Origin of the sequence: Blautia massiliensis (ex Durand et al. 2017), assembly GCF_051861785.1 — a bacterium.
Taxonomy (GTDB): Bacteria; Bacillota; Clostridia; order Lachnospirales; family Lachnospiraceae; genus Blautia_A; species Blautia_A luti_A.
This window is the reverse complement of record NZ_CP146725.1, coordinates 1383603-1408068: the sequence shown is the minus strand read 5'-3', so window position 1 is coordinate 1408068 and position 24466 is coordinate 1383603. Positions and strand designations below refer to the sequence as shown.

Annotated in this window: 27 protein-coding genes and 1 pseudogene; 23 read left to right on the top strand and 5 right to left on the bottom strand. The window is 45.7% G+C overall.

Annotation, left to right across the window (positions count from 1 at the left end; all coding sequences use genetic code 11):
• Positions 1-22: 22 nt before the first annotated feature.
• The 12 genes and pseudogenes from V9W66_RS06805 to V9W66_RS06750 all read left to right on the top strand — a co-directional run bounded on the left by V9W66_RS06805 (position 23) and on the right by V9W66_RS06750 (position 12522).
• Positions 23-1972: a dipeptide ABC transporter ATP-binding protein gene (locus V9W66_RS06805; protein ID WP_243121622.1), complete on the top strand. Its 1950-nt coding sequence runs from the start codon at positions 23-25 to the stop codon at positions 1970-1972.
• A 132-nt stretch (positions 1973-2104) separates the two neighbouring features.
• Positions 2105-3049 (top strand): nickel ABC transporter permease, encoded by a 945-nt coding sequence (gene nikB / locus V9W66_RS06800; protein WP_118062337.1) that lies wholly within the window; start codon positions 2105-2107, stop codon positions 3047-3049.
• Positions 3046-3915, top strand: coding sequence for a nickel transporter permease (nikC, locus tag V9W66_RS06795; protein ID WP_144093435.1), 870 nt, complete (start codon positions 3046-3048; stop codon positions 3913-3915). Before nikB ends, nikC begins: the two co-directional genes overlap by 4 nt.
• Positions 3916-3961: 46 nt before the next feature.
• The gene (locus V9W66_RS06790; RefSeq protein WP_144093433.1) at positions 3962-5518 is read left to right on the top strand and encodes an ABC transporter substrate-binding protein; all 1557 of its coding nucleotides are present in this window, start codon (positions 3962-3964) and stop codon (positions 5516-5518) included.
• Position 5519: 1 nt separating this feature from the next.
• Entirely contained in the window at positions 5520-6323 is an 804-nt protein-coding gene (locus tag V9W66_RS06785; RefSeq protein WP_144093431.1) for an ABC transporter ATP-binding protein, read from the top strand.
• Positions 6320-7087, top strand: coding sequence for an ABC transporter ATP-binding protein (locus tag V9W66_RS06780; RefSeq protein WP_439362947.1), 768 nt, complete (start codon positions 6320-6322; stop codon positions 7085-7087). The genes V9W66_RS06785 and V9W66_RS06780 overlap by 4 nt, the downstream gene beginning before the upstream one ends.
• A 158-nt stretch (positions 7088-7245) precedes the next feature.
• Complete coding sequence (locus V9W66_RS06775) at positions 7246-7740, top strand: GNAT family N-acetyltransferase (protein ID WP_015525566.1); 495 nt, start codon at positions 7246-7248, stop codon at positions 7738-7740.
• 84 nt (positions 7741-7824) lie between these two features.
• Positions 7825-9165, top strand: coding sequence for an MBL fold metallo-hydrolase (locus V9W66_RS06770; RefSeq protein WP_243121621.1), 1341 nt, complete (start codon positions 7825-7827; stop codon positions 9163-9165).
• Positions 9166-9353: 188 nt separating this feature from the next.
• A pseudogene (locus V9W66_RS06765) lies at positions 9354-10541 on the top strand (endonuclease Q family protein); the annotation flags it as partial.
• A gap of 189 nt (positions 10542-10730) precedes the next feature.
• Positions 10731-11198 carry a metallophosphoesterase family protein gene (locus V9W66_RS06760; RefSeq protein ID WP_144093429.1) on the top strand — a complete coding sequence of 156 codons (468 nt, stop codon included), beginning with the start codon at positions 10731-10733 and terminating at the stop codon, positions 11196-11198.
• Positions 11199-11470: 272 nt separating this feature from the next.
• A complete protein-coding gene (locus V9W66_RS06755) occupies positions 11471-11833 on the top strand; it encodes a CidA/LrgA family protein (protein ID WP_144093427.1) in 363 nt (120 codons plus the stop codon).
• Positions 11830-12522, top strand: coding sequence for an LrgB family protein (locus tag V9W66_RS06750; RefSeq protein ID WP_144093425.1), 693 nt, complete (start codon positions 11830-11832; stop codon positions 12520-12522). The genes V9W66_RS06755 and V9W66_RS06750 overlap by 4 nt, the downstream gene beginning before the upstream one ends.
• Before the next feature lie 61 nt (positions 12523-12583).
• On the opposite strand, the gene V9W66_RS06745 is transcribed toward V9W66_RS06750, so the two are convergent.
• Together V9W66_RS06745 and V9W66_RS06740 are read right to left on the bottom strand one after the other, a co-directional pair.
• Positions 12584-12835, bottom strand: coding sequence for a transposase (locus tag V9W66_RS06745; RefSeq protein WP_243121620.1), 252 nt, complete (start codon positions 12833-12835; stop codon positions 12584-12586).
• Between the two features lie 26 nt (positions 12836-12861).
• Positions 12862-13260, bottom strand: coding sequence for an IS5 family transposase (locus V9W66_RS06740; RefSeq protein ID WP_243125561.1), 399 nt, complete (start codon positions 13258-13260; stop codon positions 12862-12864).
• Positions 13261-13723: 463 nt separating this feature from the next.
• Between V9W66_RS06740 and V9W66_RS06735 the strand changes: the two genes are divergently transcribed.
• The 11 genes from V9W66_RS06735 (at position 13724) to atpC (ending at position 22651) form a co-directional block, all read left to right on the top strand.
• Complete coding sequence (locus V9W66_RS06735) at positions 13724-13978, top strand: hypothetical protein (protein ID WP_144093421.1); 255 nt, start codon at positions 13724-13726, stop codon at positions 13976-13978.
• Positions 13979-13996: 18 nt separating this feature from the next.
• The gene (locus V9W66_RS06730) at positions 13997-14983 is read left to right on the top strand and encodes a helix-turn-helix transcriptional regulator (RefSeq protein ID WP_144093419.1); all 987 of its coding nucleotides are present in this window, start codon (positions 13997-13999) and stop codon (positions 14981-14983) included.
• Positions 14984-15259: 276 nt separating this feature from the next.
• On the top strand, positions 15260-16240 hold the full coding sequence (locus tag V9W66_RS06725; protein ID WP_144093417.1) for a biotin--[acetyl-CoA-carboxylase] ligase: 981 nt from the start codon (positions 15260-15262) through the stop codon (positions 16238-16240).
• A 191-nt stretch (positions 16241-16431) separates the two neighbouring features.
• Positions 16432-17097, top strand: a complete 666-nt coding sequence (locus tag V9W66_RS06720; RefSeq protein WP_144093472.1) for a F0F1 ATP synthase subunit A — start codon at positions 16432-16434, stop codon at positions 17095-17097.
• A gap of 65 nt (positions 17098-17162) precedes the next feature.
• The gene (gene atpE / locus V9W66_RS06715) at positions 17163-17381 is read left to right on the top strand and encodes an ATP synthase F0 subunit C (protein WP_144093415.1); all 219 of its coding nucleotides are present in this window, start codon (positions 17163-17165) and stop codon (positions 17379-17381) included.
• Between the two features lie 50 nt (positions 17382-17431).
• Positions 17432-17932 (top strand): F0F1 ATP synthase subunit B, encoded by a 501-nt coding sequence (gene atpF / locus V9W66_RS06710; protein WP_021977339.1) that lies wholly within the window; start codon positions 17432-17434, stop codon positions 17930-17932.
• Positions 17913-18416 carry an ATP synthase F1 subunit delta gene (atpH, locus tag V9W66_RS06705; protein WP_015525579.1) on the top strand — a complete coding sequence of 168 codons (504 nt, stop codon included), beginning with the start codon at positions 17913-17915 and terminating at the stop codon, positions 18414-18416. The genes atpF and atpH overlap by 20 nt, the downstream gene beginning before the upstream one ends.
• A gap of 7 nt (positions 18417-18423) precedes the next feature.
• Positions 18424-19932, top strand: coding sequence for a F0F1 ATP synthase subunit alpha (gene atpA, locus V9W66_RS06700; RefSeq protein ID WP_021652816.1), 1509 nt, complete (start codon positions 18424-18426; stop codon positions 19930-19932).
• 8 nt (positions 19933-19940) lie between these two features.
• Positions 19941-20831: an ATP synthase F1 subunit gamma gene (atpG, locus tag V9W66_RS06695; protein ID WP_015525580.1), complete on the top strand. Its 891-nt coding sequence runs from the start codon at positions 19941-19943 to the stop codon at positions 20829-20831.
• 5 nt (positions 20832-20836) lie between these two features.
• Positions 20837-22234, top strand: a complete 1398-nt coding sequence (atpD, locus tag V9W66_RS06690; protein ID WP_144093413.1) for a F0F1 ATP synthase subunit beta — start codon at positions 20837-20839, stop codon at positions 22232-22234.
• Between the two features lie 9 nt (positions 22235-22243).
• On the top strand, positions 22244-22651 hold the full coding sequence (gene atpC / locus V9W66_RS06685) for an ATP synthase F1 subunit epsilon (RefSeq protein WP_118368480.1): 408 nt from the start codon (positions 22244-22246) through the stop codon (positions 22649-22651).
• A 60-nt stretch (positions 22652-22711) separates the two neighbouring features.
• Here atpC and V9W66_RS06680 read toward each other — a convergent pair whose 3' ends face one another.
• From V9W66_RS06680 to V9W66_RS06670, 3 genes are read right to left on the bottom strand one after another with little or no spacing between them, the layout of a single operon-like run.
• Positions 22712-23398, bottom strand: a complete 687-nt coding sequence (locus tag V9W66_RS06680) for a hypothetical protein (protein WP_144093411.1) — start codon at positions 23396-23398, stop codon at positions 22712-22714.
• A gap of 4 nt (positions 23399-23402) precedes the next feature.
• Entirely contained in the window at positions 23403-23897 is a 495-nt protein-coding gene (locus tag V9W66_RS06675) for a hypothetical protein (RefSeq protein WP_144093409.1), read from the bottom strand.
• Positions 23898-24431, bottom strand: coding sequence for an RNA polymerase sigma factor (locus tag V9W66_RS06670; RefSeq protein WP_144093407.1), 534 nt, complete (start codon positions 24429-24431; stop codon positions 23898-23900).
• Between the last annotated feature and the right edge of the window lie 35 nt (positions 24432-24466).

Below are 24466 nucleotides of genomic sequence, written 5' to 3'. Positions count from 1 at the left end.
AAAGATCATGCAGGAAACCGTTTTGGAATTAAAAAACTATTCGGTAAGCTTTGACACACCGGACGGCGAGGTACAGGCCGTCCGGAATGTTGATCTCACGGTAAAAAAAGGAGAGATACTTTGTATCGTAGGTGAATCCGGATGTGGAAAAACCGTTATGTGCCGTAGTGTGATGAAGCTTCTGCCACCGAATGCACATGTAAAAAGCGGAGAGATCAGTCTCTGCGGAGAGAATATCACAGCCTATAAAAGAAAAAAAATGGAAAAGCTGTGCGGAAGCAAGGTAAGCATGGTGTTCCAGGACCCTATGCTGACGCTGAATCCGACGATCCCTGTTGGCAAACAGATCACAGAGGCTATTATCAAAGATCAGAAAGTATCCAGGAATGAGGCGAAAAAAAGAGCTGTGGAAATGCTGAAGCTGGTAGGGATTCCGGATGCAGAACAGCGCTATGGCCTGCAGCCTCATTTTTTTTCAGGAGGAATGCGTCAGCGTTGTGTGTTGGCTATTGCACTGGCCTGTGATCCGGAAATATTATTTGCCGATGAGGCGACTACAGCATTGGATGCAACCGTGGAAGCAAAGATTCTGGATCTGCTTCTTGAGCTGAGAGAAAAAACAGGGATCAGTATTGTGTTCATATCTCATGATCTGGGAGCTGTTGCAAGGATCGCAGACAGAGTTGCAGTTATGTATGCAGGAAAGATCATTGAGATCGGGACAGCGGAAGATGTTTATTATGATCCCCGGCATCCTTATACCTGGGGACTTCTGTCTTCTCTGCCTGTATTTGCAGGTGAAAAAGGGGAGCTGAATCCGATCCCCGGAATGCCGCCCTCTCTTTTGAATCCTCCGCCGGGAGATGCGTTTGCCGTTCGAAATCCCCAGGCACTGGCAATCGATTATGAACAGACTCCTCCGATGTTTAAGGTCAGTGATACGCATTATGCCGCCACATGGCTTCTGGATGAAAGAGCTCCGAAAATAGAAAAGACCTCCATTTTGAAGGACAGATTACCGAAAAACAGCGGCCGTAAACAGAAACCGGATAAAAAGGAAGCGTCATTTTTACAGAAAACAGAACAGAAACAGGCGCCTGTACTGATCGAAGCCAGAAATCTGAAGCAGCATTTCCGTATCCGTTCCGATTATACGATCCATGCAGTGGATGATGTTTCCTTCAGTATCCGGGAAGGTGAGATCATGGCACTGGTGGGAGAAACCGGCTGTGGAAAATCCACGACAGCCAGAACGCTTGCAGGAATCTACCGGCCTACAGGCGGGGAGATCTTTTATCAGGGAGAAAGAGTGCCGGATAAAAAGGATTCTTTCGGAATGCGGAAGAAAATGCAGACGGAGATCCAGATGATCTTTCAGGATTCGGGCGCTGCATTGAATCCCCGAATGAGCATACGGCAGATCATGCTGGAGCCTGTAAAGATCAGCCGCAGGATCCGTGACAGAGAAATTCTGGAGAACAGGCTTCGGGAAATCCTGAAGGAGACAGGACTGGATGAAAGCATTCTTTCGAAAAAGCCGGGAGAGCTTTCCGGCGGACAGAGACAGAGAGTTGCCATAGGAAGAAGCCTTCTCATGGAACCACGTCTTATCATTGCAGATGAACCCATCGCATCGTTGGACATTTCTATCCAGGCACAGATCGTCATGCTTTTTAAAAAGCTTCAGCAGGAAAAAAGATTTTCGTTTCTTTTTATTGCCCATGATCTGTCCATGGTACGTTTTTTAAGTGATACAACCGGTGTGATGAAAAACGGAAAGCTGGTAGAAATGGCACCTACAAAAGAGCTTTTTGAAAATCCGCAGCATCCTTATACACAGTCCCTGCTTTCTGCAATCCATATCCCGGATCCGCTGGAAGAGAGAAAACGGAGGCTGATCGAGTATGAAGAGCCACAGTCTCTTGGAGAGGGCTGGAAAGAATTATCCGCATGTCACTGTGTGAGAATATAAGAACATAATGGAATACATATGCATGACAAAATGGAATATGTAAAATCCCCCCGCCGGGGTTGTGGCAGAACAGCCGTGTTGTTAAACTTTTGTTATTCGAAATACTGAGAAACAAAGTGCGGAGAGGAAAATATGGGAAAATATATAATAAAACGGTTGCTGCAGCTGATCCCGGTTCTGATCGGGATCACATTTCTTTCTTTTGCCATGATGCGGCTTGCCGGCGGAGATGCAGTAACTTATATGTATGAAAATGCAGGCTCTGCAGTATCCCAGGAGGTCATTGATAAGGCGAAGGCAGAATATGGCCTTGATAAACCATTCCTTGTACAATATGCTGCCTGGTTTGCGGGAATGGTAACCGGAGATATGGGAGAGAGCTATGTGTCTCACAGAGATGTCTATGAAACCTTTATTTCAAAGCTTCCGGCAACGATGATGCTGACTCTGTCATCGATCCTTCTTACAATTGTTCTTGCGATCCCGTTGGGAATCCTGTCAGCAGTAAAGCACAACAAATGGGTAGATTATCTGATAAGATTTTTAAGCTTTATCGGCAATTCCATGCCGAATTTTTTTGCTGCCATGGTCCTGATGTATTTTCTGTCCATCAGGCTGGGCGTTTTACCGGTAGTCACAAATACAGATCTCGGACAGAGTATTATTCTGCCGACACTGACACTGGCGATCTCCATGGCTGCAAAATATACCAGACAGGTGCGTGCCACGGTTCTGGAAGAACTGAATAAGGATTATGTGACCGGAGCCCGGGCAAGAGGGATCCGCAGTCGTGTGATCATCTGGAAGAGTGTAATGAAGGCTTCCATGCTGACGATCATCACACTGCTGGCTCTGTCCATCGGTAATCTTCTGGGAGGAACTGCCATTGTGGAAAATATCTTTATGTGGGATGGTGTCGGAAAACTGGCGGTAGATGCGATCACCATGCGTGACTATCCGATCATCCAGGCTTATGTGGCCTGGATGGCGGTTATTTATGTTCTGGTAAATCTGGTGACAGATATTATTTACCACTATCTGGATCCGAGAGTACGACTTGGAGGTGACAGAGCATGAGTGGAAAAAATAATATCACAGTCCGGAAGCAGAAGATCCGGAAAAATCATACAAAAGCAAAGCTTGTCTTTTTTCTTGTGCTTACAGCATTGCTTCTGTTTGTAGCAGCATCTGCAAAATATCTCTGCCCTTATGATCCTTATGCCCAGGATCTGGCACTTGCCCAGAAACCGCCGGGACCGGAGCATCTGCTGGGGACAGACCGTTATGGAAGAGATATGCTTTCCCGTGTGATCATAGGAAGTACGACCAGTATTTATGCAACGCTGCTCCTGGTTGCGGTGATCACGGTGGCGGGAACGGCTATTGGTATTTTCTGTGGCTGGAAGGGCGGCAAAGCCGATACCGTTCTGATGCGTATCTCTGATCTGTTCCTGGCTTTTCCGGGACTGGTATTTGCCCTGGCAGTAGCAGGTGTTCTGGGAGGCGGTATCCAGAATGCGATCATTGCCCTGGCAGTGATCAGCTGGCCGAAGTTTGCGAGACTTGCCAGAGGGCTTACTCTGACTCAGAAGGACTCTGCATATCTTATGGCGGCGAAGCTTTCCGGAAGCAGTACAGGAAAGCTTCTGCTCAAACATATCCTTCCCAATATCGCAGGCCCCATCCTTGTTACGTCAGTTCTTGATATCGGAACCATGATGATGGAGCTGGCAGGACTTTCCTTTCTCGGGCTTGGGGTAAAGCCTCCAATGGCAGAATGGGGAAGTATGATCAACGATGGAAGAAGTATGCTGCAGATTTCACCGTGGATGGTACTTGCGCCGGGAATGGCGATTTTTATTACAGTAATGATCTTTAATCTTTTGGGAGATACGATCCGGGATTATATGGATCCGAAGGAACGAAACAGGAGAAAAGGATAACAGGCACTTATAAATAAACATAACAGAGAAAGTGAGAGCGGAGATTATGAAGAAAAAGATTCTGGCAGCAGTGCTTGCAGCGGCAATGGTCATGAGCATGACAGGAGTTCCGGCAGCAGCAAAAAGCAAAGAAAAGAGTGAAGGAACTACCTTTGTTTACGGAACTACCGGATATAGTGAAGAAATGGGAGATGCAGGATTAAACCCTCACGACAATTATTCCGGATGGAGCTGTCTTCGTTATGGCGTAGGAGAAACACTGTTTAAGTACAATGACAACATGGAGGTAGAGCCATGGCTTGCTACAGACTATGAATTTACAGACGATAATACAGTAAAGATCACCCTTCGTGATGGTGTGAAATTTTCCAGCGGAAGAACCATGGACGGAGAAGCGGTAAAGGAATGCCTGGAGGATCTGATCGCAAACCATGACCGTGCACCTTACGATATGAAGATCGATAAGATCGAAGCAGATGGAATGACAGTAACGATCCATACTTCCGAACCATGTCCGGCACTGATCCATTATCTCGGTGATCCATATGGTGCTATCATTGATATGGATTATGGCGTACAGGGAGAGGGCGGCTCTGCAAATGTGGCAGGAACAGGCCCTTATGTTGCAACAGAGGTATCTCCAACAGAGATTAAGCTGGTAAAAAATGAGGATTACTGGGGCGGAGATGTAAAGGTAGACAACGTTATCGTAAAATCCTTCTCAGACGGAAGTGCCCTGACTGCAGCATTACAGACAGGCGATATACAGGGAACCTATGGACTTCAGTATGACAACTATGCGCTTTTTGACGGAAATCCAGACTATCAGATCAGCTCTGTAGCAACAAGCCGATGTTTCTTCGGACAGTTTAATATGAAGTCTGAACTGATGCAGGATCAGAATGTGAGAAAAGCCATTGAGATGGGAATCGATAAGGACGGCTTCTGCAGTGTGATCATGGAAGGACGAGGTGTTCCGGCAGTGGGAGCCTTCCCAAGCAGCTTTTCCTATGGAAACGATGCAGTAAAGGCACCGTCCTATGATCCGGAAGAGGCGAAAAAGCTTCTGGAAGAATCCGGATGGACAGATACGGATGGAGATGGCTATGCAGATAAGGACGGAAAGAAGCTGTCCATCACATGGCTGACCTATCCAACCCGTCTGGAACAGCCTAAGCTTGCAGAATATGCACAGTCCACTTTAAAGGACATCGGAATTGAGGTCGATGTCAACAATACAGCAGACCATGCGACGTATGCAAAGAATGGAGAATTTGATGTATATGTAAGCTCGCTTACAACTGCACCTACCGGTGATCCGGAATATTTCTTCACAAGTACAGTTATATCTGATGCTGCTAAAAATTATGGCAAATACAGCAATTCGGATGTTGATGATATCGTAGCGAAGCTGCATGAGACCTTTGATACAGATGAGAGAGGCAAGCTTGCTGTGGAAGCACAGCAGACCATTCTGGATGATGATGCGTATTTCTTTGTTTCTCATCTGAATATGGGACTTGTGTCAAAGTCAAATGTATCAGGGCTGACTGCTCACCCATGTGATTATTACGAGATCACGGCAGATCTGGAAGTGAAATAAGATGGAATCATTGTTGAAGCTTGAGCATGTGACGATCTGTTACAACGAAGAACCGGTTGTACATGATGTGGATCTGGAACTGAATAAAGGGGAGATCCTGGGGGTGGTAGGCGAATCCGGAAGCGGAAAAAGTACCATCATCAAGGCAATCATGGGACTTCTGGGAAATGAAGGCATGGTGACAGAAGGGGATATCTGGTACAAAGGAAAAAATGTGGTGGATATGCCGGAAAAAGAATTACGCAGACTTCTGGGTCCTGAGATCGCCATGGTCTTTCAGGATTCAGGAGCAGCCCTTTGTCCCATCCGCACCGTGGGCGATCAGATTTATGAGAGTATGCGGGAGCATGAGAGGATCAGCCGTAAGGAGTGTGCGGAGCGCGCCGTCCGGATGATGGCTAAGATTGGCCTCAAGGATGGGGAACGTGTTTTGCAAAGCTACCCCTTTGAATTGTCCGGCGGTATGAATCAGCGTGTGGGAATCTGTATTTCCATGCTGCAGAATCCGTCGCTTCTTCTGGCAGATGAGCCTACCAGTGCCCTGGATGTAACCATACAGAAACAGGTAGTTGAGGAAATGCTGCTGATGCGTAAGGAATACGGAACAGCCATGATCGTTGTCACACACAACATCGGTGTGGTGGAAAAAATGGCAGATAAGGTTCTGGTACTGAAAAACGGAAAGGTGAGGGAATACGGAAAAACAGCTCAGGTTCTGACAGATCCGGAGGATCCCTATACAAAAGAGCTTATGAGTTCGGTACCTCGTCTGAAACGTACAGGTACCGGAAATGGAGGCAGATGATGACAGAAAATAAAAACATTCTGGAAGTACATCATTTGAAAAAAAGCTTCACCACCGGTAAAAAATCCTTCACGGCTGTAGAAGACATAAGCTTTTCTCTGAAAACGGGGGAGGTATTAGGAATCGTAGGGGAATCCGGCTCAGGAAAAAGCACTGTGGCGAAGATGATCACACATCTGACAGAACCCACCGCCGGAGAAATTTTTCTCATGGAAAAGGATATCACACATGCAAGGGGAAAAAATCTCCGGGAAATCTACCGGGAAATGCAGATGATTTTTCAGACACCGGCAGAATCCTTTGACCCCAGATGCACTCTTGGGGACGGAATCGGGGAAAGTCTCCGGAATATGGGGATAAGTAAGAAGGAAACCAGGAACCGTGTGGAAAAGCTTCTGCTTACCTGCGGACTGACTCCGGAATATGCAGATCGGTATCCCCATCAGGTCAGCGGAGGGGAGTGCCAGAGAGCGGCTATTGCCAGAGCCCTGGCTGTGGAACCCAGAGTGCTGATCTGTGATGAAGCAACCAGCGCCCTGGATGTGACTGTGCAGAAACAGATTATGGAGCTGCTTCAGAAGTTAAAAAAAGAAAACCAGCTGTCCTTTCTTTTTATCTGCCATGATCTGGCCCTTGTCCAGCTGTTCTGCGACCGGGTGATCGTGATGCATGACGGACATGTGGAAGAGGAAGGGACACCGGAAGAGATCATTGAGCATCCGAAGACAGAGTATACGGAGCAGCTGATCCGGTCGGTGCTGTGATAATGACAGATAAAAACAAAAGAACGAAGCCCTCAGTAGTGCGAATACTGAGGGCTTTTTTGCAGGTTACACGTTGACGCATTTTCCCTCACCCGATATAATTAAAAAAGAATCGAAACCGGATGAAAACGGAATAAATATAGAGGAGACCACGAAAAATGGCAGAAAATTTACAGATCAGACTGGCAGATCCCGGTGAGGCGGACCGTCTGGCAGAGATCGAGGCAATCTGTTTTCCACCTGCGGAGGCAGCAAGTCATGAGGAAGTTGTGAAGCGTATGGGAGCATTCCCGGAGAATTTCGTTGTAGCAGTAAAGGATGAGCAGATCGTAGGCTTTATCAACGGAGGAACCACAGATAAACCAGTACTCCCGGATGAATTTTATCATGATATCACGCTTCACAGAAAGGACGGGGAGATCCAGACGGTATTCGGACTGAATGTGATCCCGGAATACCGTCATCAGGGAATTGCCGGAGAGCTTGTGGAATATTTCAAGGAGCTTGCGAAAGAGCGCGGAAAAAAAGCTCTGATCCTTACCTGCAAGGAGCATATGATCCCATTCTATGAGAGCCACGGACTGAAGAAGCTGGGTGTGGCAGATTCCTGTCATGGCGGAGCAACCTGGTATGATATGCAGATCTGGTTCTGAGAAATGAAGACAGTAACAGAAGAAAAAAGAAGAGTCAGCTGCAGAAATAAAGGTCAGCTGAATAAGAAACCAGAGGAAAAATAAATGAGAATACGAATGTACAATGTGGGGTTCGGAGACTGTTTCTGTATCCGTGACAGAAAAAGCAGCCTGCTTGTGGATTTCGGGGCAGCCAACAGCAAGATCGAAGGGCGGCCACGGAGAGAGGTCTTTGATGTGATCATCTCAGACCTTACCACTATCCGCAAAAAAAATCTGCTTCTGACACATTTTCATCCGGACCATGTTTCCGGATTGCTTTATATGATGCGTTACCGAAGAGATGCCTACGAATTTGAAAAGATCTATCTTCCGGATGTATTTTCCGGTCCGGAAATGAAATACACACTGGCGCTGCTGCTCCTTGCGGATGTGACAAAAAAGGCCAGCCTTCCCGGAAGACGTGTCAGCCTTTTTGCCCTTGCAGAAGCTCTTTGCGCCAGAAGGGTAAAGATCGACCTTTTATCCAGAGGCTCAGAGTTTGAGGGAAAATATACAGCGCTCTGGCCGGATCTCAGGGAAGTCAGCCGGGAAACGGAGGACGTATTTAATTCCCTGATCGAGAATCATGAAAACGCAATGACCGAGCTTGTGAACATTGCGGAGGAGGTACGTCAGCTGTTCCTGTCCATGACAGAGGAGATGCCGGAAACAGAGCAGAAATCTGCTCCACTGTCTGAGGCATCTTTGGTGGAAGAGGATACAGAGGAATCCGAGCGCTCTTTGACAGGACAGACAGAGCCTGGTAGGGAAAACGAAGGATATACGCAGGAGAAGCTGGAGCTTATAATGGAAGATACAGGCGCAGCAGCTGAGGATACAGCAGAGGCTCCGGAAGAAGCCGAAAAAGAGAGAACACGTCGCCTTAAACCGGAAAAGCTGGAAAAGAAATTCCGTGAATTACAGGCAACCGGAGAATTTCAGGCACTTCTGGAAAGTGCGGAAAAACAGGGGCATTTTCTGCGTCAGTTCCGCCACAAGATCAGTCTGGCATTTCAGAATACCGGCGACGGAGAGCTGAATCTTCTGTTTACCGGAGATGTACAGCCACAGTACATGAGGATGATCGCAGAAAACTATGATGGGAGGATTCCCCTTCATGAGCATTACTGGTGTATCAAGGTACCACATCATGGTACGGAATCCCATTTCTTTGATTTCAGCAGCTTCTCCCCGGAGAATATGATGATCCCCAACGGAGCCTACTACGACAACAGCAAGAAGAAATCCAAGAATCAGCGCACTTCCATGCAGTACGGCGGTTTATTTTATATTAATGACGCGCATATGTATTGTTCCAACTGTGACTGCTGTGACAGCTATGAGAACGGATGCTCCTGCAGGGAGTATGATGTGATATCACCATCGTATTATAAAGATATCTGATCATGTTACAGATGGATTTCTGGTGAGTTATATACGATCCGGTCATTCAGGCAGACAAAGAAGACGGTAATTTCTTTGTCTGCGTTTTTGTTAAAAAGACAGGATGTACATGTGGACAGAGGAAAAATGATACAGGAGGAAAAGTTTTGAAACAGATCGCAGACCTGCACATACATTCCAGATATTCCATGGCAACCAGCAAAGATGGCACGCCGGAGATGCTGGATCTCTGGGCGCGGAAAAAAGGAATCACACTCCTTGGAACAGGAGATATGACACATCCCATCTGGCGGCAGGAGTTGAAGGATAAGCTGATCCCTGCAGAACAGGGACTGTTCCGGCTGAAAGAGGAATATGTTTTGCCGGAGGCGGCACGCTATCCTGGAAAAGCACCCAGGTTTGTACTGTCCGGTGAGATCAGTTCCATCTATAAAAAAGGAGGAAAAACCAGGAAGGTGCACAGCCTGATCCTGCTTCCGGGATTCAATGAGGCAGATGCTTTTGCCGCAAGGCTGGAAAAGATCGGAAATATCCATTCAGACGGACGTCCTATTTTGGGGCTGCCCTGCCATGATCTTCTGGAAATAATGCTGGAGGTCAGTGAGGAGGGTATCTATATCCCCGCGCATATCTGGACCCCACATTTTTCCCTGTTTGGAGCGAAGTCCGGATTTGACACCATAGAAGAATGCTTTGAAGAACTGACACCTTACATCCATGCCCTGGAGACAGGACTTTCTTCAGATCCGGCGATGAACTGGCAGATCTCGGCGCTGGATGGCTATCAGCTGGTGTCCCATTCGGATGCACATTCACCGTCGAAGCTGGGAAGGGAAGCGGACCTTCTGGATATAGAGCTTTCCTATCAGGGATTGTGGGATGCAGTGCAGAACGGAAAAGGTCTTGAAGGGACGATTGAATTTTTTCCGGAAGAAGGAAAGTATCATTTTGACGGGCACCGGAAATGCGGTGTATGCCTGAGTCCGAAAGAAGCAGAGATGTATAACGGTATCTGCCCGGTCTGCGGAAAGAAGCTGACCATGGGTGTGGATCACCGGATCATGCAGTTATCTGACCGTGACGAGAGTTCAGCGGCCATGCCGGAAAGCGGCCGCCCATATGAAAGCCTGATGCCGCTGCCGGAGGTGATCTCCGCATGTGTGGGATTTTCCACGGCAAGCAAAAAAGTTCAGGGACAGTACGAGGCTCTGCTTGAGAAACTGGGTGCGGAATTTACCATATTGAGAGAGGTTCCGCCGGAAGATATCCGAAAAGCCGGCGGAGAAGTTCTGGCGGAAGGCATCCGGCGGCTCCGTGCAGGAGAAGTGGTGCGGAAACCGGGATCTGACGGAGAATATGGAAAAATAGAATTGTTTTAAGCGACTCAGGTAAGTCCTCTGCGTGATTGCGAATATCGGCTTGATCCAATTAAGAAAATTTCTGAAATGGTGTGAAAAGAAGCAACTGTTAAAAATTTATGTATTGTGAAGAGTATTGCCGGTCATAGCGTGAGCTGCAAAAGGTAAAAGGCAATAATGATAAAGGATTGGAGCAGGATAGAGATCATGAAAGAAAAAATCGGCATCATATCAGACACTCACGGTCTTCTGCGGCCTGAAGTACTGGAAATCTTAAAAGACTGCAAATACATTCTTCATGCCGGAGATGTCAATAAAGACGAGATCCTGGATGTACTGCGTTCCATGGGGAATCTCTATGTGGTCCGTGGAAATAATGATAAAGACTGGGCGGAAAATCTTCGCACCAGTCTAAGCTTTACCATTGGCGGCGTGAAATTTTTTATGGTCCATAACAAAAAAGACGTTGCGTGGGAGCTGGGGGACACACAGGTGATCATTTTCGGACATACTCATAAATATTTTGAGAATATGATTGACGGTCGGTTGTGGCTGAATCCGGGAAGCTGTGGAAGAAGCCGTTTTGGCGGAGCGGTTACCATGGCGGTGATGACTGTGGAGGATGGCAAATATCAGGTGGAAAAAATCATTTTGGCGGAAAATTCCAGGAAATGATCATAACTCTGTTTATGGATCCTTTTATGCAGATCCGTTTCTGTAGATTACTGGAATACGCTGATGCATAAAAGGATTTTTTGTATTTTATTGGATACAATCCTTGTAATTTTGGATTTGTAGCGTATAATTAAAAAACGTTTAAAACAAAAGTGGTCTTACCACTTTTGAAAAATTCGTTTGAGCGCAGAATTTGAACGCAGCTGCGTTCATGAGTATGCAGTAAAGCAAAATGTGAATATGCGCTTTACATGAATCAGGAGGGATGCAACATGAAGCATGTGCAGCAGTTCAGCATCATCCTGTTGATTTCCGTCATTGGAGAATTACTGAAAACCTGTCTTCCACTTCCGGTACCGGCCAGTGTCTATGGATTGATCATTATGCTGGTGGCTTTGCTCACAGGTATTCTGAAGCTGGATCAGGTCAAAGGTGCGGCAGATTTTCTGGTTGAGATCATGCCGGTGATGTTTGTGCCGGCTGGTGCGGGACTGATCACAGCCTGGAGTACTCTGAAACCGATCTGTGTACCGGTTCTCATCATGACGTTTATCAGCACGGTGATCGTAATGGTCGTAACAGGAAAAGTAACACAGGGAGTGATCCGTATGGGAAAGAGAGGAACTGAAAAATGATGGAATTCATAAAAAACTCCGCATTTTTCGGAGCAATGATAAGTCTGATCGCCTATGAGATCGGTCTGATCCTGAAAAAGAAGTTTAAAATGGCGATCTTTAATCCGCTTTTGATCTCGATCATCTGTGTTATCGGTGTTCTTTTGATCTTCCATATTGATTATGATGATTACAATGAAGGTGGAAAATATATCAGCTATCTGCTGACCCCGGCAACGGTCTGTCTGGCAGTGCCCCTTTATGAGCAGATCCATTTGCTGAAAAAAAATCTCAAGGCAGTGGCTGCCGGGATCTTTTCCGGAACGCTGGCCGGGCTTTGCAGCATTCTGCTTATGGCGAAATTGTTTGGCTTTGATCATCAGGAATATGTCACCATGCTTCCGAAGTCTATCACAACCGCCATCGGAATGGGTGTTTCCGAGGAGCTTGGCGGTATCGTGACCATCACCGTTGCCGTGATCATCATCACAGGAGTTCTGGGAAATATGCTCGCAGAGGTTGTCTACAGGATCGCAAAGATCGAGGAGCCGATCGCAAAAGGTCTTGGACTTGGAACATCTGCCCATGCTATCGGAACAGCCAAAGCCATGGAGCTTGGACCGGTAGAAGGAGCTATGAGCAGCCTTGCCATTGCCGTAGCCGGATTGCTTACGGTTGTAGGAGCGTCTGTGTTTTCGGGAATGATGTAAAAGCAGATATCATAGGATTTCAAATGCCCTTTCAAAGTGTTACATTTTACAAGTCTGTCGTTTACGGCAGGCTTTTTTTGTTGTTCGTTGGTAATATCCCGCGAAGCGTGTTGCGCCACCAATCGCAATGGCGTTCAAATTTAGCACCTTTTCTAGAAGGAATCGTTGGTTCTCCTCCATGGGCATATATATAATCAATTAGCTTGTTACAGTCGTATCCATGGTCTGCCAATACATTACTTCCATTGGGATTGACATGATCCAGCAAAGGGATTGCGTAATTGATATCGTTACGCTGCCCTTCACGGATCATAAAATAAACCGGATAACCGTATGCATCTACAACTGCATGGATTTTTGTGCTGGCTCCACCGCGGCTGTGTCCGATTTCGTTTGGAGACCCCCTTTTTTTGCTCCAGCACTATGCTGATGAGCTTTGACGATAGAAGCGTCCATTGACAGTTCTGTTAATTCGGCTTCTAAGCTCAAAACACGAAAAATATTATCAAGGGTGCCGTCTTCAATCCATTTACGGAAACGGGAATAAATAGTTTGCCAGGAACCATAACGTTCTGGAAGGTCTCGCCATGGAGCTCCGCTACGAGCAATCCAAACAATTCCATTCAGAATTGTCCGGCTGCATTTTTGTGGGCGTCCCTGTTTTCCAGAATTTTCAGGCGGCAGTAATGAAGCTATACGGTTCCATTCTTTATCGGTTAATTCGTATCGTCTCAACATAATTAACACCCTTTTTTCTTTACTCTAACATGAAAAAGGGTATTAGAATATATGTTTTGTGCAACTTTTGTTTTTCAAACACGCTCTAGGACTTAAACATTGGAAAGCAAAAGAACTTGCATGTAGCAGAAAAGGTTACTGGAGAGTGGCAAAGGTACTGAACCAAATCTTTTCGAATAAAATAATATCCAAGCTTGGATACACATCCATGCTTGACTATTATCTAGCTCACTATATCCAAAGTTCAGAAAGAACTGTCGGAGTGACTGGCAGACAGCATTCTTTTTTGTGGATCTTAAAGACGAACATATTTTTGCATAAAATAAACAAATGTTCGGAAAAACCATATTTATACCGTTTTATTGGACTAAAAATGAGATATAATGCAAACATACAGAAAATATGTTTGGAAAATATGTTCGATAAATCCTGAGACGAACATAGGACAGGGAGGATGGATCTTATGTGGAATACAGAGAGCAGCAGGAAGGCAGTATTGGCAGAGAGAAGATATGTGGAAGCTGAGAACGGACGTTGCGGCAGACAGAAGCTTTCCTCAGGAATGGCAATGGTACTGGGCGCACTTCTTACAATGGAGATCATGCTTGGCGGGGCAATGCTGTTTAATTTTGATTTCCGTGGAGCAGATATCGTTGCTGTTGTATTGTCATTCATGGTATTATATTTTGCAGTGGTAGCATCACTGACAGACAAGTAATGGAACGGAGGTAGGAGGATGCCAAGGGTCTTTAACCAGAAGATTAAAATTTTATATCTGATGCGCATTTTTCTGGAGCAGACGGACGAAGAGCATCCGATGTCCGTGAAGGAGCTGATCGCTTATCTGAATAGTCTGGGGATCAGTGCAGAGCGTAAGACTGTCTATGATGATATTGAAACCCTGCGGAATTTTGGAATGGATATCCTGAACCGGCGGGAGCACCCGGCCGGTTTTTATCTTGCCAGTCGGGAATTTGAGCTTCCGGAGCTGAGACTTCTGGTGGATGCAGTACAGTCCTCCAGATGTATCACCAATGGGAAATCCCGACAGCTGATCAGGAAGCTGGAGAGCCTTGCCAGTGTTTATGAGTCCAGACAGCTGCGGCGACAGGGATTTGCAGAGAACCGTATCCGGACTATAAACGAGAATGTGTATTACAGTATTGATATGATCCAGCGTGCATTAACTGAGGACAGGCAGATTTCTTTTCAATATTGTGAATGGACTGTGGAGAAGAAGCTGCGTCCGGAGAATGAGGGAGAACGATATTCGGTCAGTCCCTGGGGACTTGTATGGCAGAATGAGGAGTATTATCTGATCACTTACGACGAGAAGTGTGGAAGGGTTAAGCAGTATCAGGTAGATAAGCTCCAGCAGATCCGTATAGAGAAGGAGGTGCGACGCGGCAGAGAATTTTTTGAGAATTATGATATAGGGGAGCTGACATCCAGGACCTTCGGGATGTTTGGCGGCAGAGAAGTAACCATATGTCTGGAAGCACATAACCGCTTGGTCGGGGTGTTGCTGGATCGGTTTGGCAGAGATATTATGATACACAGGAAGGATCCTGAACATTTCAAAACACTGGTTCGTGTAAATATCAGTGACCAGTTCTTTGGCTGGATAGCCAGTCTTGGCCCGGATGCGGTGATCGCGTCACCGGATGAGGTTCGCAATAAGTACCGGGAATTTCTTGAGAAAAGTCTTTCTAATTACAAATGATAAATATATGATAAAGAAAATCTGTATATAATAAAGATTCAGGAAAATTCACTCCTGAGTCTGCAGGTTTTCAACAGAAATAATATATAAAAAAATAAATGAAAACAGACAAAAATGAGAAAAAATATATAATAGCTGCATCTGAAATATAAAAATAATATAGATAGCATATGTAAAAAAGATAATAGACATCGCGATGTTTAAGTGCTATAATGCTTTCGACTCTTAGAAGGGAATAAATTTTGCCATTTCAGGCAGATTACGGGCGGTGAAGATATGACTGTAAAAGCAAAAATGCTGAAGCTTCTGGAGCAGCACGAGAATGAACTGATATCCGGAGAGGCGGCAGCAGCAGAACTGAACTGCACACGGGCAGCCATCTGGAAAGCTGTGAAATCCCTTCGTGAAGAGGGATATACCATAGAAGCTGGACCAAACAAAGGCTATGTGCTTCGAGGAGGCAGCCGTTTATCGGAAGAAGGAATACGGCTTTACCTCGATCATCCGGATGTCCCTGTAAAAATATACAGAGAACTGGATTCTACAAACCGGGCAGCCAAGGAGGCTGCATTTTCAGGAGAAGCAGGTCATGGTGCACTGATACTGGCGCGCAGACAGAAAAGCGGAAGAGGCCGAAGAGGCCGAAGTTTTTATTCTCCTGAAAATGCAGGACTTTATATGAGTATCGTTCTAAGACCTGACCGAACTCTGAAGGAGGGACTCCTGATCACTACAGCGGCGGCAACTGCAGTGTGCCGTGCAGTGAAGAAAATCTGCGGGATCGACCTTGGAATCAAATGGGTCAATGATCTGTATTTTCATAATAAGAAAGTGTGTGGGATACTGACAGAGGCTGTTACAGACTTTGAAAGCGGGAACATTGAGTTTGCAGTTGTAGGAATTGGTTTGAATCTGTATATGCCGGAAGATGGGTTTCCTGAAGATATACAGGAAACGGCTGGAGCATTATTTGAAAACAGGAATGACGCAGAGCATATAAACTGCAGTATTCTTGTGGCGGAGATCGTCAATCAGCTTCTCATGGAAGTGGAGACTCCGGGACTTTCCAGAGAATATACAGAAAATAATATCATTCCTGAAAACATGATCGTGATCACAGACGGACAGTGTACAAGGGAAGCTTATGCAGAATCCATAGCACCAGATGGAAGGCTTCTTGTGAGAGAACAGGATGGTTCAGAAACCCTGCTTTCTTATGGAGAGGTATCTGTACGCAGGAAGTCGGATCAAGGTTAATTGAAATGAATTATATATTTTGTATAAAAAAAAGATTCTTTTTTGTACAAAACAGGCAAAAATAATATTGACATTCTGGAAATGCGGAGTAAAATAAAGTCAACTACAAGGCGTGGTCATACCAATTATAAAAAGCTGTGATCACGGCCAAGAGAAAAGGAGGGAGAAAAACGGGAGATTTATCAAGTTCACTGGCAGAAGAGTTAAGCAGCAAGACAGCCTTTACTGTTCCGGTTTTCGGTGGAATACCGGTCGAAGAGAGTGTAGTAGTCACATGGATCATTATGGCGGTCCTTGTGGTTCTGTCCCTGATCTTAGTTCGGAATCTCAGTGTGGAAAATCCGGGTAAGAAGCAGCTGCTTCTGGAAACCGGGGTAAGTTTTCTTCAGGATTTCTTCATAGGTATCCTTGGAGAAGAAGGCAAACAGTATGTGCCTTATTTGATGTCAACCGTAATTTACATCGGAATAGCCAATATCGCAGGCGTATTTGGTTTTACACCACCAACGAAGGACATGAACGTTACCATTGCGCTGGCGCTGATGAGCATTATTCTGATCGAGTATGCAGGCTTTCACAAAAAGGGACTGAAGGGTTTCCTGAAAAGCTTTGCGGAGCCGGTTCCGATCATGCTTCCGATCAACATTCTGGAAGTTGCGATCAGACCTACATCTCTCTGCATGCGGTTGTTTGGTAATGTTCTGGGAAGCTTCGTAGTTATGAAGCTGCTGGAGTTTGTTTGTCCGGCCATTCTTCCCATACCATTCAGTCTGTATTTTGATTTCTTCGACGGATTTATACAGGCGTATGTATTTGTATTTTTAACATCCTTGTTCATCAAGGAAGCAATTGAGTAGTGAAGCGGAAGATCCGCTTGATCTAAAAAAATGAAAAAAATTGTATTTTACAGGAGGAAAAAATTATGTTAGTCGCAATTGGTGCAGGTATTGCAGTTCTTTCAGGTATTGGAGCAGGTGTTGGTATCGGTATTGCAACATCTAAGGCAACAGAAGCTATCGCAAGACAGCCGGAGGCAGAGAGCAAGATCAGTAAAGCACTTCTTCTTGGATGTGCTCTTGCAGAGGCAACAGCTATTTACGGTTTCGTAATCGGTCTTCTGATCATCATCATGCTTGGCTAATAGGTAAAGACGAGATACTAATTCAGGATTAAGAGAGGCAGGTGGACCAGGTGATTAAAATTGATATCAACCTTGTCTTTACTATTATAAACCTGATCGTTCTTTATCTTTTAATGAAGAAGTTCCTTTTCGGCCCGATCATTGGTGTTATGGAGAAGAGAAAATCCATGATCGATGAGCAGTTTGCTTCAGCAGAGAAGACAACCACTGAAGCAAACCAGCTGAAAGGACAGTATGAGGATGCACTGAAATCTGCGAAGGAGGAATCCTTCAGTATTGTAGAGCAGGCTAAGGACGAGGCAAAAGTACAGGCAGACAGCATCGTGAAGAGAGCTAATGATCAGGCTGGTCAGATTCTTGAGAAAGCAAGAAGAGATATCAGCACTGAGCAGGAAGCTGCTATGAAAGCGATGGAAGGCAAAGTGGCTGAGCTGGCAATGGATGCAGCATCCAGAATCATGGGAAAAAAGAACGACGAAGCACAGGATATGTCCCTATATGACCAGTTTTTAGAAGGAGCAGGTGATCCTCATGACAGAGACGTCCATTAATTATGCAAAAGCATTATACGGTCTTTCTGTCCCGGGGGAGGCAATCTGCGAAACAGGAAGGATTTTTAAGAATACACCTGAGATAGGTAAGATGCTTGAAAATCCACTTGTTTCCCTCAAAGAAAAAGAACAGGTAATAGAGCGGGTTTTTCCGCAGGAAATGAAGAGTTTTCTTAAAGTAACGTGTAAGTATCAGAAGATTGACAGAATCGGAGAGATCCTTGAAGCTTATGATGCTTACAGCCGGGAACAGAAAGGAATTCTCAAGGCAGAGCTTCTTTATGTAACACGTCCTGCCGAAGAGCAGGAAAATAAGATGAAGGAGTTTCTCCGTAGCCAGTTTTCTGCCAGAGAAGTGGAACTTACCCTTACAGAGGATAAAAGCCTTGTAGGTGGATTTGTTCTCAGGGCAGGAGATCGTGAGTACGACTGGAGCCTCATCGGACGTTATAAGAAACTGAAACAGAAATTAACCCGGAGGTGAAATTGAATTGGGTGCAATAAATCCAGATGAAATCATTTCGATTCTCAAGGAAGAAATAAAGAACTATGACGAAATCAGCAAGGACCAGGAAGTAGGCACTGTCATCTCCGTGGGAGATGGTATCGCAACTGTTTATGGCATCGATCATGCCATGTACGGTGAGGTCGTGACCTTCGAGAATGGTCTGAAAGGTATGGTACAGGATGTCCGTGCCAACAGCATGGGATGTATTCTTTTCGGAAAGGATACAGGAATCAAGGAAGGCACCAAGGTTGCCAGAACTGGCAAGCAGGCAGGTATTCCGGTAGGGGATAAATTTATCGGAAGAATCGTGAACGCACTTGGTGAGCCTATTGATGGAAAGGGAGAGATCCAGGCAGAGGAATACCGCCCGATCGAGAACCCGGCTCCTGGAATCATCGACCGTAAGTCTGTAACTGTACCTCTGGAAACAGGAATCCTTTCCATTGATTCCATGTTCCCGATCGGCCGTGGACAGCGAGAGCTGATCATCGGCGACAGACAGACAGGTAAAACATCCATCGCAACCGATACGATCATCAACCAGAAAGGTAAGGATGTGATCTGTATTTATGTTGCTATCGGACAGAAAGCTTCTACCGTTGCAAAGGTAGTTTCCAATCTTGAAAAATACGGTGCAATGGAGTATACAACCGTATTCTCCGCAACAGCCAGCGACTGTGCACCGCTTCAGTATATTGCTCCTTATGCTGGTACTGCTCTTGCAGAGTATTTCATGTATCAGGGTAAAGACGTACTGATCGTATATGATGATCTTTCCAAGCATGCAGTGGCATATCGTGCATTGTCACTTCTGCTTGAGCGTTCTCCGGGACGTGAGGCATATCCTGGTGACGTATTCTATCTTCATTCCAGACTTCTGGAGCGTTCCAGCCGTCTGAGCGAAGAGGCAGGCGGCGGATCCATTACGGCACTTCCGATCATCGAGACACAGGCCGGCGATGTATCTGCATACATTCCTACAAACGTAATTTCCATCACAGATGGTCAGATCTTCCTGGAAAGTGATCTGTTCTTCTCCGGTATGCGTCCGGCAGTCAATGTTGGTCTTTCCGTATCCCGTGTTGGTGGTGCTGCACAGACCAAGGCTATGAAGAAAGCTTCCGGTAGTGTACGTATCGACCTGGCACAGTACAGAGAGATGGAAGTGTTCACCCAGTTCAGTTCAGATCTGGATGAGGCTACAACTGCACAGCTGAAATACGGAAGCTGTCTGATGGAGCTTCTGAAACAGCCGCTCTGCAGCCCGTTAAGTCTTCATCAGCAGGTAATTACTCTCTGCGTTGCGACTCACAAGCTGATGGTAGATGTAGAAAAGAAAGAGATTAAGAAATATCAGAAGGATCTTCTGGAGTACTTTGATAATGTATATCCTGAGATCGGCAAAGAGATCGAGACTACAAAGCAGCTCTCTGATGAGCTTGTAGAGAAAATCGTAAAGGCGGCAGAAGAATTCAGAGATAAGAGCAGGTAGGTGTTGATATGGCAAATGCAAAAGAAATACAGACTCGTATGAAAAGCATTCAGGACACCATGAAGATCACCAATGCGATGTACATGATTTCTTCTTCCAAGATGCAGAAGGCCAAGAAGATCCTGCAGGACACGGAACCATATTTCTATAATATGCAGGCTGCCATTGCCAGGATCCTCCGTCATATGCCGGACATCCAGCATCCTTTCTTCAGTGAGCGTCATCTTGTTCCGAAGGATGAAAGAAAGGTAGGTACCATTGTCATTACAGGTGATAAAGGTATGGCTGGTGCATACAATCATAATGTACAGAAAATGACAGAAGATTTCATGGAAGAGGTACCGGGACATCACAAGCTGTATGTCCTTGGTATGGTAGGGCGTCAGTATTTCGGCAAGAGAGATGTGGATATGGACGGCAGTTTTCATTATACCGTGCAGAAGCCGACTATGCACAGAGCACGCCTTATCACGGAAGAGATCGTACGGGCATTTCTTGAAAGAGAGCTGGATGAAATTCACATTGTCTATACACAGATGCTGAATGCGATGGCAATGGAAAATGTGAATATGCAGCTTTTACCGCTGAAAAAGGCTGATTTTAAGGTGGGTCAGATCCCGGCAGATATTTATCAGGAGGAGATCGTGTTATCTCCGTCTGCAGATGTGCTTCTGGATACTATGATCCCCAACTACCTTACAGGTGTGATCTATGGATGTCTTGTAGAGGCATATGCCAGTGAGAACAGTGCGAGAATGACAGCAATGCAGTCCTCTACAGATAGTGCAAAGGCGATGCTGAAGGATCTTTCCATTCAGTATAATCGTGCACGTCAGGCTGCGATCACCCAGGAGATCACTGAGGTTATCAGCGGTGCTAAAGCACAAAAAAGGAAGTGATGACTATGAATAAAGGTAAGATCGTACAGGTTATGGGACCTGTTGTAGACGTTGTTTTTGAAGACGGACAGCTTCCGGATATCAAGGATGCCCTTGAAGTCGAGAACAACGGTAAGAGATGCGTTATGGAGGTGTCCCAGCACCTTGGAAATAATATCGTACGCTGCATCATGCTGGGAGCCAGCGAGGGCCTGCAGCGAGACAGAGAAGTAACAGCTACCGGAAGCGGTATCAAGGTTCCGGTTGGAGATAAAACACTTGGTCGTCTGTTCAACGTTCTTGGAGATACCGTAGATGGCGGTGATTCCCTGGACGGTGAAGAGCATTGGGTCATCCATCGTGATCCGCCTTCATTTGAGGAGCAGAAACCGGCAGTTGAGATCCTGGAAACAGGTATCAAGGTTATCGATCTTCTTGCTCCATATGCAAAAGGTGGTAAGATCGGTCTGTTCGGTGGTGCCGGTGTTGGTAAGACAGTCCTTATCCAGGAGCTGATTCAGAATATCGCTACCGAGCATGGTGGATATTCTATTTTCACCGGTGTCGGTGAGCGTTCCCGTGAGGGTAATGACCTTTGGACAGAGATGAAGGAATCAGGTGTTCTTGAGAAGACAGCCTTAGTGTTCGGACAGATGAACGAGCCGCCTGGATCACGTATGCGTGTTGCTGAGACAGGACTTACCATGGCAGAGTATTTCCGTGATCAGGAGCACAGAGATGTACTTCTTTTCATTGATAATATCTTCCGTTTTGTACAGGCAGGATCTGAGGTTTCCGCTCTGCTTGGACGTATGCCGTCCGCAGTAGGATACCAGCCTACACTGGCAACTGAGATGGGTGAGCTTCAGGAGAGGATCGCATCTACCAAGGAAGGTTCTGTTACATCTGTACAGGCAGTATATGTACCGGCCGATGACTTAACTGACCCGGCTCCGGCAACAACATTTGCCCATCTGGATGCAACAACCGTTCTTTCCCGTAAGATCGTTGAGCAGGGTATTTATCCGGCTGTAGATCCGCTTGAGTCTACTTCCCGTATCCTGGAGGCAGATATTGTCGGTGAGGAACATTACGAGGTTGCACGTAGAGTACAGGAGATTCTTCAGAAATATAAAGAACTTCAGGATATCATTGCTATTCTTGGTATGGAGGAGCTCTCAGAGGAAGACAAGCAGACAGTATTTCGTGCAAGAAAGATCCAGAAGTTCCTTTCCCAGCCGTTCCATGTAGCTGAGAACTTCACCGGTATCAAAGGTAAATACGTACCGTTGAAAGAGACGATCCGTGGCTTTAAGGCAATCATTGACGGCGAGATGGATGAGTATCCGGAGAACGCATTTTTTAATGTTGGAACCATTGATGATGTAATTGCAAAAGCAAAAGCCGAAGAAAACCGGCAGTAAGGAGCGGCTATGAGTGAGACTTTTGGCCTGGAGATCTACGCCAGCAATAAACTGGCTTATGCGGGACGTGCCCAGAAGCTTATTATTCCGGCTGTGGATGGCGAGCAGGGCTTTCTTGCTCATCATGCGAATGTGGTAGCAACCATTATTCCAGGTGAGATGCGTTTTGAGGATGCAGATGGAAATACACATGTTTTTGCTGTGAGCAGCGGATTTGTTGAGATGATCAATAACCGTGCCAAGCTGTTCTGTCTCAGTGTAGAAAGCCCCGAGGAAATCGATATCCGTCGTGCGCAGGAAGCGAAGGATCGTGCAGAGGAGCAGCTTCGTCAGAAACAGAGTATTATGGAATACCACAGGAGTCAGCTGGCTCTTGCGAGAGCAATGACACGTCTTAAGGTAACACATAAGCAGTAAATTTAAATCATATAAAAAGATCCATTGTCAGGAAACTGACAGTGGATCTTTTTTTCGCTGTTATTTTTTGGATGAAGCAGGATCAGAACCGGTATTTTCCGGATCAGTAATGGAAGAAGCTTCAGAATCTGTATCTTTGTCTGAGTTATCAGAAGTATGAACAGGCTTTTCTGTCAGCTGCTGATATGGACGATAGGGTTCCCAGTAATGCTCATCTTTTGTTTCGGTTTCCTGTTTCAGTTTCTTTTTCTGCTGAGTAAGAAGATAAATACCTGCAGCAATGATACCTGCAGCAATGACGATCTGCGGAAGGCTGTTGCAGATATTGTATACATAGTCGGCCATATTATTTGGTACAATGAAGTACAGAAGACTTGTGAAACGACTCCACAGGATGCAGATACCAAACAGGATCAGAACCCATGCAGCTGCACTCTGATGCTTTTGTAAGAATTTTCCCATATCACCGGAAAACTGATCCATGTGAAGGATGTAATTATCCTCTACAGAGTAGAATTCTTCTTCTGACAGTGATTTCAGATTATGGACATTAAAAAAACTATAGAACCATATCACCGGGAGAAACATGGCCAGCCATCCAAGTCCGGTTATGGATGCCAGTGCGATAGCCCCCCAGAACAGCAGTATAATGCTGAGCCCCTGTTTTTTAAATCCCATGTACATTTCCCCGGCACCGGGGATCAGGGAAAAGATAAATACCCAGAAACCATGTTTTTGTTTTTTCATAAATTTACTTGCCTCCGTTTATAATTTTATTCGTAAGATCGTTCAGATTATTACTGATCTTCTGAGAATGTTCACTGAGCTGGGAACCTACCTGCATGGAAAGCTGGTTCAGGCCGGAACCAATGTCAAGGGATGAAGAAATCTTAACTTTTGTTTCCGGTGAAGGATGAAGAGTCGTAAAATCTGTCTGCGATACAGAAAAAAGCATGATCAGCGCAACGCCCATGCCTACGCCAGTCCGTAAGCCTGAACAGAGAAGCTTCATCCAAAAAGAAGTTTCAAGTATTTTTCTGGAAGCCTGAACTTCCGGAGAAGCTGCTTTTTTCAGAATTTCATCCTGCAGATAGGATGGAGCATACTCAGAAGCGGCATCTTCATTCTGAAGAAGTTCATCCAGACAGAAGTCACATTGCTCCATATGCTCCAGAAAATGGATCATTTCATCCGTATTCATGGTTCCGTCCTGGAATTTCTGTAATTCATCCTGTGGTATGTGCATCTAATCACTCCTTTCCAGCAGTGCTTTCAGCATAGATCTGGACCGGTAGATCTGCGTCTGGACTGTTTTGATATTTTTATTCTGCGCTTTTGCAATTTCTGCGGCGGTTTTTTCTTCGCAGAAATGCTCAAGGGCAACCTTCCTGTAGGGGCTTTTCAGCGCTGAACATAAATGCCGGATCCGATCCTTGAAATCTTTGTCCAGGAATGCCTCCTCCGGGGAAAACTCTTTATCATGGAGCTGTTCAAAATAGGCGTCCTCTGTGGGAATGGTACGTCTGCCGGCTGCTTTCAGATGATCCAGACATTTTCTGACTGCGATCTTGCTGAGCCAGGCTTTTTCGTAGGTGCCATCAAAACGGGAGAGATTTTTGTAGGCGGAAAGAAAAACATCCTGTGTCAGATCCTCGGCGTCAAAGGGATTGCCCACCGATTTCAGACAAATGGAAAATATTAAATTTTGGTATGTATGTATCAGATATTCCAGATATTCTTCCCGTGTAATGCAATCAGCTCCCTTCTCTTCCCGTTTCATTTATTATAACGCAGAACCTGAAGGAAAGACTTCAG

Coding starts and splice junctions, on each gene's coding strand:
- V9W66_RS06750 (WP_144093425.1), top strand. CDS start 11,830: ATGATGGAATTCATAAAAAACTCCGCATTTTTCGGAGCAATGATAAGT.
- V9W66_RS06770 (WP_243121621.1), top strand. CDS start 7,825: ATGAGAATACGAATGTACAATGTGGGGTTCGGAGACTGTTTCTGTATC.
- V9W66_RS06730 (WP_144093419.1), top strand. CDS start 13,997: ATGCCAAGGGTCTTTAACCAGAAGATTAAAATTTTATATCTGATGCGC.
- V9W66_RS06790 (WP_144093433.1), top strand. CDS start 3,962: ATGAAGAAAAAGATTCTGGCAGCAGTGCTTGCAGCGGCAATGGTCATG.
- V9W66_RS06740 (WP_243125561.1), bottom strand. CDS start 13,260: ATGTTGAGACGATACGAATTAACCGATAAAGAATGGAACCGTATAGCT.
- V9W66_RS06755 (WP_144093427.1), top strand. CDS start 11,471: ATGAAGCATGTGCAGCAGTTCAGCATCATCCTGTTGATTTCCGTCATT.
- nikB (WP_118062337.1), top strand. CDS start 2,105: ATGGGAAAATATATAATAAAACGGTTGCTGCAGCTGATCCCGGTTCTG.
- atpD (WP_144093413.1), top strand. CDS start 20,837: ATGAATAAAGGTAAGATCGTACAGGTTATGGGACCTGTTGTAGACGTT.
- nikC (WP_144093435.1), top strand. CDS start 3,046: ATGAGTGGAAAAAATAATATCACAGTCCGGAAGCAGAAGATCCGGAAA.
- V9W66_RS06680 (WP_144093411.1), bottom strand. CDS start 23,398: ATGAAAAAACAAAAACATGGTTTCTGGGTATTTATCTTTTCCCTGATC.
- atpC (WP_118368480.1), top strand. CDS start 22,244: ATGAGTGAGACTTTTGGCCTGGAGATCTACGCCAGCAATAAACTGGCT.
- V9W66_RS06760 (WP_144093429.1), top strand. CDS start 10,731: ATGAAAGAAAAAATCGGCATCATATCAGACACTCACGGTCTTCTGCGG.
- atpG (WP_015525580.1), top strand. CDS start 19,941: ATGGCAAATGCAAAAGAAATACAGACTCGTATGAAAAGCATTCAGGAC.
- V9W66_RS06725 (WP_144093417.1), top strand. CDS start 15,260: ATGACTGTAAAAGCAAAAATGCTGAAGCTTCTGGAGCAGCACGAGAAT.
- V9W66_RS06675 (WP_144093409.1), bottom strand. CDS start 23,897: ATGCACATACCACAGGATGAATTACAGAAATTCCAGGACGGAACCATG.
- V9W66_RS06670 (WP_144093407.1), bottom strand. CDS start 24,431: ATGAAACGGGAAGAGAAGGGAGCTGATTGCATTACACGGGAAGAATAT.
- V9W66_RS06775 (WP_015525566.1), top strand. CDS start 7,246: ATGGCAGAAAATTTACAGATCAGACTGGCAGATCCCGGTGAGGCGGAC.
- V9W66_RS06735 (WP_144093421.1), top strand. CDS start 13,724: ATGTGGAATACAGAGAGCAGCAGGAAGGCAGTATTGGCAGAGAGAAGA.
- atpH (WP_015525579.1), top strand. CDS start 17,913: ATGACAGAGACGTCCATTAATTATGCAAAAGCATTATACGGTCTTTCT.
- atpE (WP_144093415.1), top strand. CDS start 17,163: ATGTTAGTCGCAATTGGTGCAGGTATTGCAGTTCTTTCAGGTATTGGA.
- V9W66_RS06780 (WP_439362947.1), top strand. CDS start 6,320: ATGATGACAGAAAATAAAAACATTCTGGAAGTACATCATTTGAAAAAA.
- V9W66_RS06785 (WP_144093431.1), top strand. CDS start 5,520: ATGGAATCATTGTTGAAGCTTGAGCATGTGACGATCTGTTACAACGAA.
- V9W66_RS06745 (WP_243121620.1), bottom strand. CDS start 12,835: ATGATCCGTGAAGGGCAGCGTAACGATATCAATTACGCAATCCCTTTG.